Raw genomic sequence first — 13,783 nt, forward strand, 5'->3', positions numbered from 1 at the left:
GCCACCCACTCACTGATCTCAATTATTCTTGTTGGATTTATTCTGGTTGGCTTGCCGACGCGTAGACGACAAACTCCACCAACATTTCTTCTCGTGCTAACCCTGCAACCACCATGGCGGCGCGATTTGGGTACGGCGCTTCAAAATATTCCGCGTACACTTGGTTAACGGTTTTTAAGTATTCTCTGTCGGTCACGTAAATCAGGACCTGCAATACAGAGTCCAAAGACTCCCCTGCACACTCCAGGGTGTGAATGAGATTGTTAAAGGTTTGACGTGTTTGTGCTTCGATGCCGCCTTCCACAACCGCACCTGTGTCATCAATAGGAATTTGAGCCGTATACAGAGTTCCATTGTTAACAATCGCCCATTCAAGCGGCGCTTTAGAAGCAAATAGACTGGTTTTAACTGGGTGTTTTTTAGTAGGAGTATTCACGTGCCTTTCAACCTTTGTAACAGCTTTGTTTCAATATGGTTAAATGATGCACATTGACAGGCGATAAATCTAACGGTAAATTTTTTACATTTGATAAATAAAACTTATCACCTCATTGAGAATAACGTAAATAAAGGGATTAAGAGGCATTAGGGATGAGTATTAAGCTTCAACAATTAATGCATTTTGTGATGGTAGTCGAGGAAGGTGGGTTTCGAGCCGCTTCACATCGTGCAAATCGATCTCAGGCTGCACTCTCCACATCGATAAAAGAGCTTGAGAAAATGCTAGGGCAAACTCTGTTTGAACCCGGCAAAAAAACCAAATTAACGCCTTTTGGTGAAATTTGTTTGCCCAAGGTGGTTCAGTTTCTCAATATCTACAGTGCGCTGGACAACGATCTCAAAGCTGCCGCGGCCGGACAGCAAGGGAGAGTGCGAATTGCGAGCGTTCCTTCTGTTGCAGCGAAACTCATCCCGAGCGTGTTGGGTGCCTTTTGCGAGCAGTATCCAAATGTAGAAGTAAGCTTGATCGATGACAACGCGGCGGGCGTCGAGGCTCGCTTACTCTCCGGTGAAGTCGACTTGGCGCTCGGTAACCCCTCTCACCTTGATGAGGGCGGCATTGACTTTACACCGCTGTTGTCCGACCCCATTGGCGTGGTGTGTTTAAAAGATAACCCGATTGCCAATAAAACAGAGGGAATCGAGTGGCAAACTTTGCTCGAACAACCTTTTATTCGTAACGGCACCTGTACGCTTCTCGATCCAACCCCAGCCAGAGCACTGAGTGAGCAAGCGCTCTATTCGGTCGAGAATATCACTTCGCTGTTTTCTGTCTTAGAACTTGGGATTGGTGTCACGACCCTACCGAAGCTTGCTTTCCCAACCAATGAAACACGCTTGGTTTGGATCCCACTTATCGATCCACCGCTTGAAAGGCAAATTGGTATCTTTACGTTGACCGACCGCACGATCTCGCCTCAAGCAAAAGCGTTTCATGATTTGTGTGTACGTTATCTAAACTATCAAGATGAAGAAACGTAGTTCGAAGGTTTTAGCTAACAGTGGCTCCATTAGATTTTAGAGCCACTGTTATTTGATATTAAGTGACAGATCCGGTCATATGAAATGACGACGCTCTTATTGCACTTATTCTGGCTTGATATTCTGATTCATTCTGAACAAGTTATTTGGATCAAACTTCTTCTTCACTGCTTGTAAACGCGCAAAGGTTGGACCGTAGGCCGACTCTGTACGTTCAGCTTCGTCTTGTGTAAGGAAATTGATATACGCTCCGCCACTTGCATAGGGCTTAGTCTTGGCAAAAAATTCCCTTGCCCAGCTGATGCAAGCTTCATCATCTTCTGCTAAATCCCATCTTCCATGCACATTTAATACATAGTTTGCATCACGGCTAGAATAAGCCATAGACTCAGGCTCAGGTCTAGAGGCAGCGCAGGCAAGAGAGGCGATAAAAATCTCACACTGAGGCGATGGTAACTTACCTGCGTATTCTATCGCTGCATCAATCACACCTTCGCTTAGCGAGTTAAAATTGTGCGATTTCCAATAGTTACGTGCGCCCGGAGTAAGCAATGGATCAAACGCTTGCTGCCACGCCACAAATGGCTGTACACCAACATGCTCACCATGTGCATCACCAAACTCTCTCAACGGTGCAATTAACTTCTCACCTTCAGCCGGGTCACCCGCATAACATATCGCGAGTACAACCACTTCTTTTCCGTGAACGCTTTCAGGTAAGAAAGGGAGTGGCGGCGCTTTCCGACTCACCATCCAGACACTTAGATCATCAGGGGCCGACTCAGTGAATTTCGCAAACTGGGTGATAATGGATTTCGCTTGCTCAAATGGAAAGACAATGAGACCACTTAACACCTCTGGACCGACAGGATGTAGCTGGAATTCAAAACGCGTAACGATACCAAAGTTACCGCCGCCCCCACGTAACGCCCAGAACAAATCGGCATTTTCTGTCTCATTCGCGAGCAGTTGACGACCATCTGCAGTTACGACATTTGCAGAGACCAAGTTGTCTATCGTCATACCATATTTTCGGCTCAACCAACCAAAACCACCACCAAGCGTTAACCCCGCAATTCCCGTGGTTGAATTAATGCCGACAGGCGTTGCTAATCCATATTTTTGTGTGGCCTCATCGACATCTGCCAACGTACAGCCAGGTTCAACGAAAGCCCTTCTTTCGCTTTCATCCACTTGAACATGATTCAAAAGCGACAAGTCGATCATCACACCATGATCGCAAACCGCATTGCCCGCAATATTATGCCCACCACCTCGGACCGAAAGTAGCTGATTGTTATCCCGAGCAAAGTTAACCGCCATCACGACATCATCGGCAGACTGGCAGCGAGCGATAACACCGGGACTGCGATCTATCATGCCATTCCAGATTTGACGAACTTCGTCGTACGTAGGATCTCCGGGCAAAACAACATCACCCTGAAATTGATTTTTAAAGTGTTCAATGGTTGCATTTTCTAGACTATTCATATTAGTTGCCTCTCACGTTTTACATGAGGCTTGCAAAGCACAATGCAACGACAAGCTAATACAAGTCCCTCACAATTAAACGTGACGTTTGAGTAGCTATTTTCAGAAAATAAACAAGGCCCCACAGTAACGATACCGTAGGGTCACAAATTCCCTTACTCTCTTGGGTTCGATAAAGCTGAAACACAGTTATAAAAATCAGATAGTTATCGCAATGATACCGCACCTCAAAACACCTTCTGTATTCTTTACCCTGTGTGACACTCGCACCTAATTATTAATAAGTTCATTGTAAGTTTAGAATGCAATTTAGTTTCAGATATGAAACTTTGTCTTATAATTAACATTTTTAATAATTAATTATATTACCTTTATTTATCAATTAAATAGGATTATAAAAATATTTCGGACTGCGAATAGTGAATAGCCGTTAGAGGCAGTGATATTGAATTAAATTGAATAGCCTTCTTAGTGTTTTAGAAGGCTATTGCGCTATTTATCAGTGACATACCGCCACTTAAGATGGGTTATTTACGACGATTTCGGTTCTTATACACCACGCAAAAGTTACCACGTTTGGTTCGGCATTTTGAGCAACGCTCGCAATCCACTGGCGCTCGGTTACCCTCTTTCCAGCGCTTTATTAACTGAGGCTCAGCCAATAAAGGACGTGACACAGCGAAAAATTGGATATCTGTGTTTTCTGCAATTTTCTCAATCGCATCAATGCCACTCAATCCGCCGACAGTAATCACCGGTATGTCAACGTCCTGACTGATCACGTGCCCATATTCGTGAAAATAGCCTTCTTCTTGTAGTGTGTAACCATCGAACGTTTCACCAACAAGCTCGTTTGCTTTGCCGTGAATATTGCCAGACACGATGATCGCATCAACACCCACTTCTTCGAGTTTCTTACAAACGACGCGAGTTTCATCGAACGTTAAACCGCCGTCAAAGAATTCTGTCGCGGTAAGCTTCACAAGGATTGGGAAAGTATTCCCAACCAGCTTTCTGGTTTCAGAAAAAATTTCTAAAAGGAAACGCATGCGATTTTCTAAGCTACCACCGTATTCGTCTTCGCGACGATTATAGTACGGGCTTAAAAACTGGTTAATTAAGTAAGTATGTGCCGCATGTATCTCTACGCCGTCAAAACCAGTGTCTTGAGCACGTTTACTCGCCAATGCGAATGCCTTTACGATGTAGTCAATTTCGTCTTTTGTCATCGCTTTGCCTTGCGTATTCGTGCCACGCTCAGGCACGTCACTCGGAGCGAAGATGACACGCTCACCTACGTTGTAGGTGGTTTTGGTTCCACCGTAAGCAATTTGCATTACGATTTTAGAATCGTGTTGATGTACTAGCTCTGTTAGCTTTTTGTATTCTTCAATAAAAGAGTCGTTGTAGATCCCCATCATCCCAGCGTTGGGTTTCTCTTCTTCCACGATATTGGCATAACCGGTAACAATTAGACCCACTTCACCTTTCGCCAACTCTTCGTAAATATCGTAAAGCTTATCCGTCATGTGGCCATCTTCGGTCGCCATGTTCTCCCACGTTGCGCTGCGCACAAAACGGTTCTTTAGGGTCATGTTGCCAATGCGGGCTTCGGAAAACAAAATGCTCAAAACCAGTCCTCTTAATGTTGTCTTTATGGTTCTATCTTTTCCCAAGTAACCAAGAACAAAAAAGGAACAGCGATACACAACGTATGGCTGTTCCTTCTCTGAATCCGTGAGACCTGCAAACTACAGGCGCACCTTAATGCCTCGTGGGCGGCAAAACTTTAATCTGGATTAAGGTTTAGTGAGATAAGCTTGTAAGCAAAGCAACTCAGCCGATTTCTCAGTTTACCTTCACTCTACATTCTGGGGGTAAGATCTTCTCTTTTTCGAATGAGACTTCACAATCCACAAGAACGCTTCCTCCCCCATGTAGGTAAAAGTAATCAAGCACGAAAAATACTTTATTATCACGCTCTCCATACTCTTCTACAAAAACGCCAGCACTCTGGTTGAAATCCAGTTTTTCATTATCTAGAGAAATGGAGGCAACTCGAAATACATCATTTATTTCATAATCTGAACGATTAATTGTATCGACTTCAATCACTGGATTAACCTCCATGTTGTGGATAATAAGCCTGACAAGAATATCTCCAATACGATAAGTTTCCACGGAGCTAACCGAGGACGGAACTTGGGCTAATACGTATGAAGAAATTGCAACAATTGAAAGAAGAGTAAAACGACGAAACATGAACCAAGACCATAGTTAGAAGGGATAATCATATTATCTCTTTTAGGCATGAATTCGAGTCTAGCAAAGCATGTAGCTCTCAGAATGGGAGCTACATAGAAGTGATATTAAAGAATTTCAAACTCAATAAATAAATGGCAACGGAATAAGCTCTAATCCTAGTACACCACTGATCCCCATCACCACTAGCAGTGAGACTTTAAACACCGACTTTGACCAAGCGATGTAGTTGCTGTCATCAATGCTGCGAAAGGTCACTTTCGTCCACATAAAGCAAACAACCGCTGCAACCGCTAAATATTCATACCCAGCTTCACCAAGTAAAAATAATCCCAGCGATACTGCCCCAAACGCCACGACATACGCTTTCATGTGTCGATGCGCTTTATGAATGCCTTCTTTAACTGGCAATACGGGAATCCCGGCTTCTCGGTAGTCTTGCATGCGGAACATGGCAATCGCGTACGAGTGCGGCATTTGCCAAAGACAGAACATGGTAAAGAGTAAAATCGCTTCCAAGCTAATGAAGTTTGTTACCGCCAAGTAACCCACCAATGGCGGGACTGCGCCTGAAATACTTCCCACTAAGGTTCCATACACCGAGTTACGTTTGTACCACATCGTGTAAAAGAACACGTAATACACGTAGCCAAGCAAAACGACGACAGCGGATAGCGGGTTCACTCGGATAAATAACAGTGCGGTGCCTACCAGCAATAAAGCAAGCGCATAAACAAACGCAATATCGATATTGATGTTGCCTTTCACGGTTTCACGATTTTGTGTACGTGCCATCTTTTGGTCGATATCACGATCAAAAATATTATTTACCACACAACCTGAAGCGATGACTAACCCCACACCAACTAACGTTGTAACGAACAACATTAGACTGGCTGGTTCTGTTTTTGCGGCGAGGAAGAACCCCGCCGCAACAGAAATCAGGTTGCCGAAAATAATGCCCGGTTTAGTAATAGACAAATAACTTTTCAGCATACCTTGGCCTACAACTTCATGTTGACGTTCATGTTGTAGATGATCCATACCGAGCCAGCGATAAGGATAAGTACAACAATGGCGGTAAACATCAGTGATACAAGGTTCCAACGTCCGTCGGATGTTTTTGTTTCCATATGCAAGAAGTATTTGAAGTGAACAAGTATCTGCACTAATGCACATCCAAATAGAATCGCATAGGTTGTTGTATCTGGTAATGATTTCGTCCAAACAAAGTAGAACGGAATTACCGTCAGAATCAGTGAGGCAATGAAGCCTTTCACGTAATCTGATGCACTGGTTTCTACATGTTGATCCATTACATTACCCCCAGTAAGTAAACGATGGTAAAGACACAAATCCAGACGATATCTAGAAAGTGCCAGAATAGACTTAGGCAGTTAAAGCGCATTGCCATATTGTCGTTCAGACCTTTCATCGACAGTTGGTGATATGCTACCGCTAACCAAATCAGACCAAAGGTTACGTGCAGGCCGTGCGTACCAACCAACGTAAAGAATGCCGATAGGAATGCACTTGTTTGTGGACCATAGCCTTCTTCAATCAGGTGATGGAACTCATAGACCTCCATACAGATAAAGCCAAGACCAAGCGCGAACGTTACTAACATCCAACGTTTGAGACCAGCAACGTTGTTGCGCTTCATCGCGATAATGCCAAAACCAAATGTGATACTGCTAAACAGCAGCAGCATGGTTTCGACAAACACGAATGGGAGTTCGAAAATGTCTTTACCTGTTGGGCCCGCAATTGAATTGCTCGACAACACAGCGTATGTCGCGAACAAGGTCGCAAACAGTACGCAGTCACTCATCAGGTAAACCCAGAAACCAAATAGCTTGTTGCCATTCGCGTCATGGTGGTGATCATGGTCGTGATGTGCTGCGATATTAGTTTGCATACGTCACCTCCAGATCATCTTTACTTTCGCTGTCTTTCACTGAGTTTTTCTTCGCTTCTTCAAGCTGAGCTCGACGCTCGGCCTCAATTGCTTTGATCTCTTCAACTTCCACGTAGTAATCCACGTCATCGTTGTAACTGTGCTGAATACACGTCACGATAATACCGACCAAACTTGCTGCCGCTAGCCACCAGATGTACCAAATCATGCCGAAGCCAAATAGGAGCGACCAAGCCGACACGTAGATGCCTGTTGCCGTGTTTTTTGGCATATGAATACGTTCGTATTCCACTTCTTTAGTTGGATCGAACTCGCCACTTTGTTTCTGGTACCAGAAGGCATCCAGCACATCACCTTTTGGCAGGTGTGCAAAGTTGTAGAACGGCGGTGGAGACGATGTTGCCCACTCAAGAGTACGACCACCCCACGGATCACCAGTTAGGTCACGGTTTTGCTCGCGGTCACGGATACTCACGTAAATTTGGATGAACTGAGACAATACGCCCAGCGCAATCACAACCGTACCTGCTGCGGCAATCGATAACAGTGGGAAGTATTCAGGGTTGATGTCTTGGCTTAAACGACGAGTCATACCCATAAAGCCCAGCGCGTAAAGCGGTAGGAACGCCATTAAGAAACCAATAATCCAAAGATAGAACGCACGTTTGCCCCAAGTTTCATTCATGGTGAAACCTGTCGCTTTCGGGAACCAGTAAGTGATCGCAGCGAAACATCCAAACACCACACCACCGATGATAACGTTGTGGAAGTGAGCAATCAGGAATACTGAGTTATGCAGAACGAAATCTGCGCCCGGAACAGCCATTAGTACGCCTGTCATACCACCAACAGTAAAGGTGATCAGGAAGCCCACCGTCCACATCATTGGCGTCGTAAAGCGGATGCGGCCTTTGTACATGGTGAATAGCCAGTTGAAGATCTTCACCCCTGTTGGGATAGAAATAATCATCGTGGCAATACCGAAGAAGGCATTTACGTTCGCGCCAGATCCCATCGTAAAGAAGTGGTGTAGCCAAACGACAAACGCAAGAATCGTGATAACTACGGTAGCCCAAACTAGCGATGTGTAACCGAACAACTTTTTACGTGAGAAGGTTGCGGTGACCTCTGAGAACACACCAAAAATTGGCAAGATCAAAATGTACACTTCTGGGTGGCCCCAAGCCCAAATCAGGTTGACGTACATCATTACGTTGCCGCCAAGATCATTGGTAAAGAAGTGCATGCCTAGGTATCTATCCAGCGTTAGCAGAGCGATAGTCACCGTTAGGATTGGGAATGAAATGATGATCAAAATGTTTGCACACAGAGACGCCCAAGTGAAAACTGGCATCTTCATCATTGGCATAGACGGTGTACGCATACGCAAAATGGTCGCGAAGAAGTTCACGCCTGTTAACGTCGTACCGACACCTGATATCTGCAGCGCCCAAATCCAATAGTCGACCCCGACTCCTGGGCTGGCCTCAATACCTGAAAGCGGCGGATACGCTAGCCAGCCGGTGCGACCAAATTCACCTAAGCCGAGAGACATGTTTGTTAGAATGACACCAACAACAAACAGCCAAAAGCTCAAGTTATTCAGATACGGGAAAGCTACGTCACGCGCACCAATCTGTAATGGCACGATGATGTTCATCAGACCAATAACCAATGGCATCGCTACGAAGAAGATCATGATCACGCCATGGGCAGTAAAAATTTGATCGTAGTGATGCGGTGGCAAGTAACCTGCTTCACCCGCAGAAGAAAGGAGTTGCTGACTACGCATCATGACTGCGTCAGCAAAACCACGAACAAGCATCACCATCGCTACTGCGATGTACATGAAGCCAAGTTTTTTATGGTCTACTGAAGTAAACCATTCATTCCACAAATATTGCCACTTTCCGGCTTTAGTTACCGCGTAAACTACGGCTAAACCAACCAGCGCCACAAACGCTAAGGTGATGACGATAATAGGTTCGTGGAATGGAACTGAATCAAGAGTTAATCTTCCAAACATTACGATTATCCTTGGTTTTCAGGCAAACAGTTCATTGAACCAGGATGCTGAGTCACAACGTCGGTGAACAAGAACGGAGGAACGCTAGAGAACAAAGTGACTGGCTCTGCGATACTTGGCGCTGCCAGTGAGCTGTATTGCTCCCAATCTTCAATACGATCAGGGCTCGCCTTCACTTTCTGCACCCAATTTAGGAACGCAGCACGATCAGACATTGCTGAAGCTGTGAACTTCATTTGCGAAAAGCCTTCGCCGCTGTAGTTCGATGCAAAACCCTTGTAGTCACCTTCGTGGTTCGCTATCAGGTTAAGCTTGGTAACCATGCCTGGCATCGCGTAGATCTGTGTACCTAAGCGAGGGATGAAAAACGCGTTCATGATGTTGTCCGAAGTCAGTTTGAACTGCACTGGCACATCTTTCGGGAACGCCACATAGTTCACCGTCGCAATGTTTTCTTCTGGATAGATGAACAACCATTTCCAATCGAGTGACACCACTTCGATGGTCATTGGCTTAACATCACTTTCCAATGGTTTGGAGGGCTCTAGTTCATGAGTCGAACGCCATGTGATCGTCGCAAGAATCGCAATGATGATGATTGGAATTGTCCATACCACCACTTCGATTTTGGTCGAGTGTGACCACTCGGGTGCGTACTCTTCTTCAGTGTTAGAGGCGCGGTATCGGTAAGCAAAGTAAATCGTCATTAGAATCACAGGGATTACAACGATCAACATCAGCAAAAGAGCAGTAATAATTAGCTCTTTTTCCTGCACACCAATGGCACCTTTGGGGTCAAGTAAAGCTGAATTACATCCTGAGAGCATAAGTATGACGGACGCCAAACTTCCCCTCGACAAGATGCGTTTATATCTTGAGGCTTCCATTAACTTTCTCGATGGTTGTCTGGTTTCAAAACAAATGCCAATCACAGTAAATAAGGGCTCAGAAACAGCGCAGGGGAAATGTTTGATAAAAAGGCAAAAATTTTGATAAGTAGTTATTCTACTTACAAATTTTTCAGCGCCGTTATCAAGCATCTTAACCAGCTAGAATGAACAATTACTTGCTACGATTGGTATCAAGCTAAGAACCAGTTGTTATAGTCATTAGAATGTTTATGTGTTGAGCATGAGTAACGTCGGGATCAGAGCGAAACAAAACGGAATTGAGTGGAGATCAAAACCACACTATTAGTGTGAGTTTATTGTTACACTTTGAAACACAATGTTACATTTGGCGCATTATGAGGAGTAAAAAGTTAAAGCTCATTAGCCACAACTGGAAACTAACCTTCCATTAATGAAACTCACACTCTTTCAATAGGACATTAACCTCAACACGAACTTCACGTGCTTCAAAGTTAATGTCTTTTGAAACAGACAGTTGCAAATTCATTTTGATGAGACTGACTATCAACTGCATTTACATAGATAGCTTGAGTACGAAGGGGAAATTAAAAGCGGAAAATTGTGATCAATATCAAATTAATGATTTCACTTAGTATTTGAGTGGTATTTACTTCTCATTATTTACTTTTGGCAAACCATTCGCAGGGCGAATCCAAATATGAGTAATAAACACTTACGTTGCCCAGAACTGGCTCTCGGAAAAATAGGAAATGTTGAAAGGGAAAGAAGCTTGTCATTCCGGTCTGTGGGACCTAACCCTAGAGCTTTTACATACGAATGCCGCCATCCACTTCTAAAACTCTGCCAGTAAAGTAATCACTCTCAAGAATGTATTTTACTGCATGCGCGATTTCACTTGTTTCACCCATCCTTCCAATTGGGATCATCTTTTCTAGCCGTTCTATGGCTTCTGGTTTCATTTGCTCTGCCATCGCGGTATGTACCACACCTGGTGCAATCGCCGCCGCGCGGATACCGTATCTTGCTAACTCACGGGCCCACGTTGTCGCCATGGTTGCGACCGCCGCTTTAGATGCAGAATAATTGGTTTGACCGATATTCCCTGCTCTCGCGACACTAGAAATATTGATGATAACGCCTTGTGAACCGCTCTCAATCATCTTGACGGCAGCTTCACGCCCACACAAAAATGTCCCCGTAACGTTGACGTTCATGACCAAGTTGAATTGATCCAAAGACATCTTACTGATCACGCCGTCTTTTGATTTTACAAGTAACCCATCTCTTAGCACGCCAGCATTATTGACTAGCCCATTGAGTTGGCCAAAATCTTGGATAACCGCGTCAAACGTGTTTTCAACGTCGATTTCGCTCGTTACATCCACTTGATAAGTCAACGCTTTTGCACTCAGCATTCGGCACTGCTCTTGTGTTTCCATTAAGCCACTAGCGTTTACATCCAATAATGCTAAATCTGCACCGGCTTGAGCAAGCGTAATTGCCATCATTTGCCCAAGTCCTTGCCCTGCACCTGTAATGGCAATGACACTATTTTTAATATCCATAGTTACTGCACTCCATCGCTAATAATGTTCCCTATTTCAAGCCTGTTTCGGTGGTCCGAAATGATGAGTTTTACTTCACCATTTCAGACGGCTTTGTAGCAAAACTCAGTCTAGCCTTTCTTACTCTTGTAAAACTCAAACAAGCTTGAGAAGTCGAGCTCGCCGTGGCCGCTCGCGTTGTGGAAAGAATATAAATTACGCGCCAGTGAGCCCATCGGAACCGAAGAGTGTGTTTGTAACGCCGCATCTAACCCCAAGCCGAGATCTTTTAGCATGAGTTTGCTCATAAAGCCCGGTTGGTAATCGTTGCTGGCTGGTGCACTGTCCATCACGCCTGGGCAAGGGTTGTAAAGCTCCAATGCCCAATTTCGGCCAGAGCTTTGCAACATGATGTTTGATAACACTTTGGGATCGAGCCCATGATCGATACCTAGATTTAGCGCCTCGCACGTACCAGACATTAAAATGCCGAGCATCAGGTTATTACAGATTTTCGCCATTTGACCATCGCCCGCTTTACCGGCATGGAAAACATTTTTGCCCATGTACTGCAAAATGGCATTGGCTTTAGAAAATGCTTCATCCGAGCCACCAACAATAAAGGTTAATGTCGCCGCTTTAGCGCCGGCAACACCACCCGAAACGGGCGCGTCGACAAACAGCACGCGTTTATTTGCCGCTTCATTGGCGACTAATCGCGCAGAGTCCGGATCAATGGTTGAACAATCAATCATCAAGGTACTTGGCGAGACAAGATTGAGGACACCTACGCCGCCGTGTAAGTCACCAAGATACACGGAACGAACGTGAGAACCTGCTGGTAGCATCGTGATGACTGTGCTTGCACCATCCACGACTTCCTCAATAGAGCTCGCCACCACCGCACCAAAAGGTGCAAGTTGCTTTGCCGCTTCGCTATCGACATCAAATACTTGCACGTTAAATCCAGACGCTAATAAGTTTTGCGCCATCGGATGCCCCATTCTTCCTAAACCGATAAATGCGATGGTACTCATGATCATTCTCCTTATTGACCAAGTGTTTGTTCACCCAAATCAGCAAGCGGATGTTCGTCATCCGGCCAAAGTGAGGTAAACAAGGTATCGATGACATCTTCATCGACTTCACTGACACTGTTAAACATCCAGTTAGGTTCGCCATCCCGGTCAATAAGCCGAGAACGGACGCCCTCTTTAAACTCACCTAATAAGGCGCTGCGAACCGATAAACTCAGCTCCAAGCGGAAGCAATCTGCAAGTGGTAAGCTGTGGCATTCTTTCACTTGTCTGAAGCAAATATGCGCGGTGATCGGACTGCCCGCGGCGAACGTTTGTTTCGCGTTTTCTATCCACTGACTGTTCCCTTCGATAGCCATGACTCGCTGTGCTATCGCATTAAGATCAAAGCCTTTGCACGCTTCCTCTATCTGATCTAAGTATGGACAAATTTGCGTGGTTGGTTTGCTATCAATAACCTGTTCTTCCATTAATTGTAGTAGCGCAGTTACCAACTCTTTCGCATCTTCTTTGCCCCACTGGAGCCGCTTTAGCTCATCCAGTAAGGTGGGATACTGCTCTTCCAACAGTAACCAATCGGCCAAACCAATAGTGACAGCGTCACTTGAATTCACCATTGAACCTGTCAATCCGAGGAATAAACCCACTTGCGGATCTATATGGCTTAAAAACCATGTACCTCCCACATCGGGATACAGTCCAATATTAATTTCTGGCATAGCAAGGCGTGATGTTGTTGTCACAACTTTATGGCTGGTTCCCATAAAAAGTCCCATTCCACCGCCCATGACAATACCTTCTCCCCAACCGATAATAGGCTTGTTGTAAGTGTGAATTAGATAGTCACACTCATACTCCAACGCGAAATAGTCCGTACAGAACTCTACGATTTTTTCTTTACTCTCGTTATGCATGACGTGATACATAGCTCGAACATCGCCACCAGCGCAGAATGCTTTTTCACCAGCGCCAGTGAGTACCACACAAGTCACATGCGGATCGTCTTGCCACTTGATAAGCTGATCGTTAAGTTGGACTAACATGTCATACGTCAATGCATTCAATGAAGCGGTGTTGTCTAACGTTGCGATACCAATGCGGTGCACGCCATCTAAGCACTCTATTTCACTGATGGTTACCATCCCTGCCAT

The 13,783-nt window shown here is 45.0% G+C and carries 13 protein-coding genes; 1 reads left to right on the forward strand and 12 read right to left on the reverse strand.

Going from position 1 to position 13,783, the window contains the following annotated elements; genetic code table 11:
* Positions 1 to 37: 37 nt before the first annotated feature.
* On the reverse strand, positions 38 to 436 hold the full coding sequence (locus tag FKN08_RS08595; protein ID WP_005375789.1) for a RidA family protein: 399 nt from the start codon (positions 434 to 436) through the stop codon (positions 38 to 40).
* A 155-nt stretch (positions 437 to 591) separates the two neighbouring features.
* On the opposite strand from FKN08_RS08595, the gene FKN08_RS08600 reads away from it, so the two are divergent.
* Positions 592 to 1,482 carry a LysR family transcriptional regulator gene (locus FKN08_RS08600; RefSeq protein ID WP_170891827.1) on the forward strand — a complete coding sequence of 297 codons (891 nt, stop codon included), beginning with the start codon at positions 592 to 594 and terminating at the stop codon, positions 1,480 to 1,482.
* Between the two features lie 105 nt (positions 1,483 to 1,587).
* On the opposite strand, the gene FKN08_RS08605 is transcribed toward FKN08_RS08600, so the two are convergent.
* From FKN08_RS08605 to FKN08_RS08655, 11 genes are all read right to left on the reverse strand, one after another.
* Positions 1,588 to 2,973 carry an FAD-binding oxidoreductase gene (locus tag FKN08_RS08605; protein WP_170891828.1) on the reverse strand — a complete coding sequence of 462 codons (1,386 nt, stop codon included), beginning with the start codon at positions 2,971 to 2,973 and terminating at the stop codon, positions 1,588 to 1,590.
* 527 nt (positions 2,974 to 3,500) lie between these two features.
* The gene (locus FKN08_RS08610; RefSeq protein WP_170891830.1) at positions 3,501 to 4,604 is read right to left on the reverse strand and encodes an NADH:flavin oxidoreductase; all 1,104 of its coding nucleotides are present in this window, start codon (positions 4,602 to 4,604) and stop codon (positions 3,501 to 3,503) included.
* A 217-nt stretch (positions 4,605 to 4,821) separates the two neighbouring features.
* Entirely contained in the window at positions 4,822 to 5,235 is a 414-nt protein-coding gene (locus tag FKN08_RS08615) for a hypothetical protein (RefSeq protein WP_249373393.1), read from the reverse strand.
* A 123-nt stretch (positions 5,236 to 5,358) separates the two neighbouring features.
* Entirely contained in the window at positions 5,359 to 6,279 is a 921-nt protein-coding gene (cyoE, locus tag FKN08_RS08620) for a heme o synthase (protein WP_085343639.1), read from the reverse strand.
* Positions 6,240 to 6,551, reverse strand: coding sequence for a cytochrome o ubiquinol oxidase subunit IV (cyoD, locus tag FKN08_RS08625; protein WP_170891832.1), 312 nt, complete (start codon positions 6,549 to 6,551; stop codon positions 6,240 to 6,242). Before cyoD ends, cyoE begins: the two co-directional genes overlap by 40 nt.
* On the reverse strand, positions 6,551 to 7,153 hold the full coding sequence (gene cyoC / locus FKN08_RS08630) for a cytochrome o ubiquinol oxidase subunit III (protein WP_170891834.1): 603 nt from the start codon (positions 7,151 to 7,153) through the stop codon (positions 6,551 to 6,553). The genes cyoD and cyoC overlap by 1 nt, the downstream gene beginning before the upstream one ends.
* A complete protein-coding gene (cyoB, locus tag FKN08_RS08635) occupies positions 7,143 to 9,179 on the reverse strand; it encodes a cytochrome o ubiquinol oxidase subunit I (protein ID WP_170891836.1) in 2,037 nt (678 codons plus the stop codon). The genes cyoC and cyoB overlap by 11 nt, the downstream gene beginning before the upstream one ends.
* A gap of 5 nt (positions 9,180 to 9,184) precedes the next feature.
* Positions 9,185 to 10,066 carry a ubiquinol oxidase subunit II gene (gene cyoA / locus FKN08_RS08640; protein WP_005388604.1) on the reverse strand — a complete coding sequence of 294 codons (882 nt, stop codon included), beginning with the start codon at positions 10,064 to 10,066 and terminating at the stop codon, positions 9,185 to 9,187.
* A 791-nt stretch (positions 10,067 to 10,857) separates the two neighbouring features.
* Positions 10,858 to 11,616 carry an SDR family oxidoreductase gene (locus tag FKN08_RS08645; protein WP_074190874.1) on the reverse strand — a complete coding sequence of 253 codons (759 nt, stop codon included), beginning with the start codon at positions 11,614 to 11,616 and terminating at the stop codon, positions 10,858 to 10,860.
* A 110-nt stretch (positions 11,617 to 11,726) separates the two neighbouring features.
* The gene (mmsB, locus tag FKN08_RS08650; RefSeq protein WP_005390978.1) at positions 11,727 to 12,632 is read right to left on the reverse strand and encodes a 3-hydroxyisobutyrate dehydrogenase; all 906 of its coding nucleotides are present in this window, start codon (positions 12,630 to 12,632) and stop codon (positions 11,727 to 11,729) included.
* An 11-nt stretch (positions 12,633 to 12,643) separates the two neighbouring features.
* Positions 12,644 to 13,783, reverse strand: coding sequence for an enoyl-CoA hydratase/isomerase family protein (locus FKN08_RS08655; RefSeq protein WP_170891838.1), 1,140 nt, complete (start codon positions 13,781 to 13,783; stop codon positions 12,644 to 12,646).

Origin of the sequence: Vibrio sp. 1-2 (7-a), from assembly GCF_013048515.1 — a bacterium.
Taxonomy (GTDB): Bacteria; Pseudomonadota; Gammaproteobacteria; order Enterobacterales; family Vibrionaceae; genus Vibrio; species Vibrio diabolicus.

Excerpts from the sequence above, each read along its gene's own strand:
- FKN08_RS08600 (WP_170891827.1), top strand. The coding sequence starts at position 592 with ATGAGTATTAAGCTTCAACAATTAATGCATTTTGTGATGGTAGTCGAG.
- FKN08_RS08605 (WP_170891828.1), bottom strand. The coding sequence starts at position 2,973 with ATGAATAGTCTAGAAAATGCAACCATTGAACACTTTAAAAATCAATTT.
- FKN08_RS08615 (WP_249373393.1), bottom strand. The coding sequence starts at position 5,235 with ATGTTTCGTCGTTTTACTCTTCTTTCAATTGTTGCAATTTCTTCATAC.
- cyoE (WP_085343639.1), bottom strand. The coding sequence starts at position 6,279 with ATGGATCATCTACAACATGAACGTCAACATGAAGTTGTAGGCCAAGGT.
- cyoD (WP_170891832.1), bottom strand. The coding sequence starts at position 6,551 with ATGGATCAACATGTAGAAACCAGTGCATCAGATTACGTGAAAGGCTTC.
- cyoC (WP_170891834.1), bottom strand. The coding sequence starts at position 7,153 with ATGCAAACTAATATCGCAGCACATCACGACCATGATCACCACCATGAC.
- cyoB (WP_170891836.1), bottom strand. The coding sequence starts at position 9,179 with ATGTTTGGAAGATTAACTCTTGATTCAGTTCCATTCCACGAACCTATT.
- cyoA (WP_005388604.1), bottom strand. The coding sequence starts at position 10,066 with ATGGAAGCCTCAAGATATAAACGCATCTTGTCGAGGGGAAGTTTGGCG.
- FKN08_RS08645 (WP_074190874.1), bottom strand. The coding sequence starts at position 11,616 with ATGGATATTAAAAATAGTGTCATTGCCATTACAGGTGCAGGGCAAGGA.
- mmsB (WP_005390978.1), bottom strand. The coding sequence starts at position 12,632 with ATGAGTACCATCGCATTTATCGGTTTAGGAAGAATGGGGCATCCGATG.
- FKN08_RS08655 (WP_170891838.1), bottom strand. The coding sequence starts at position 13,783 with ATGGCAGGGATGGTAACCATCAGTGAAATAGAGTGCTTAGATGGCGTG.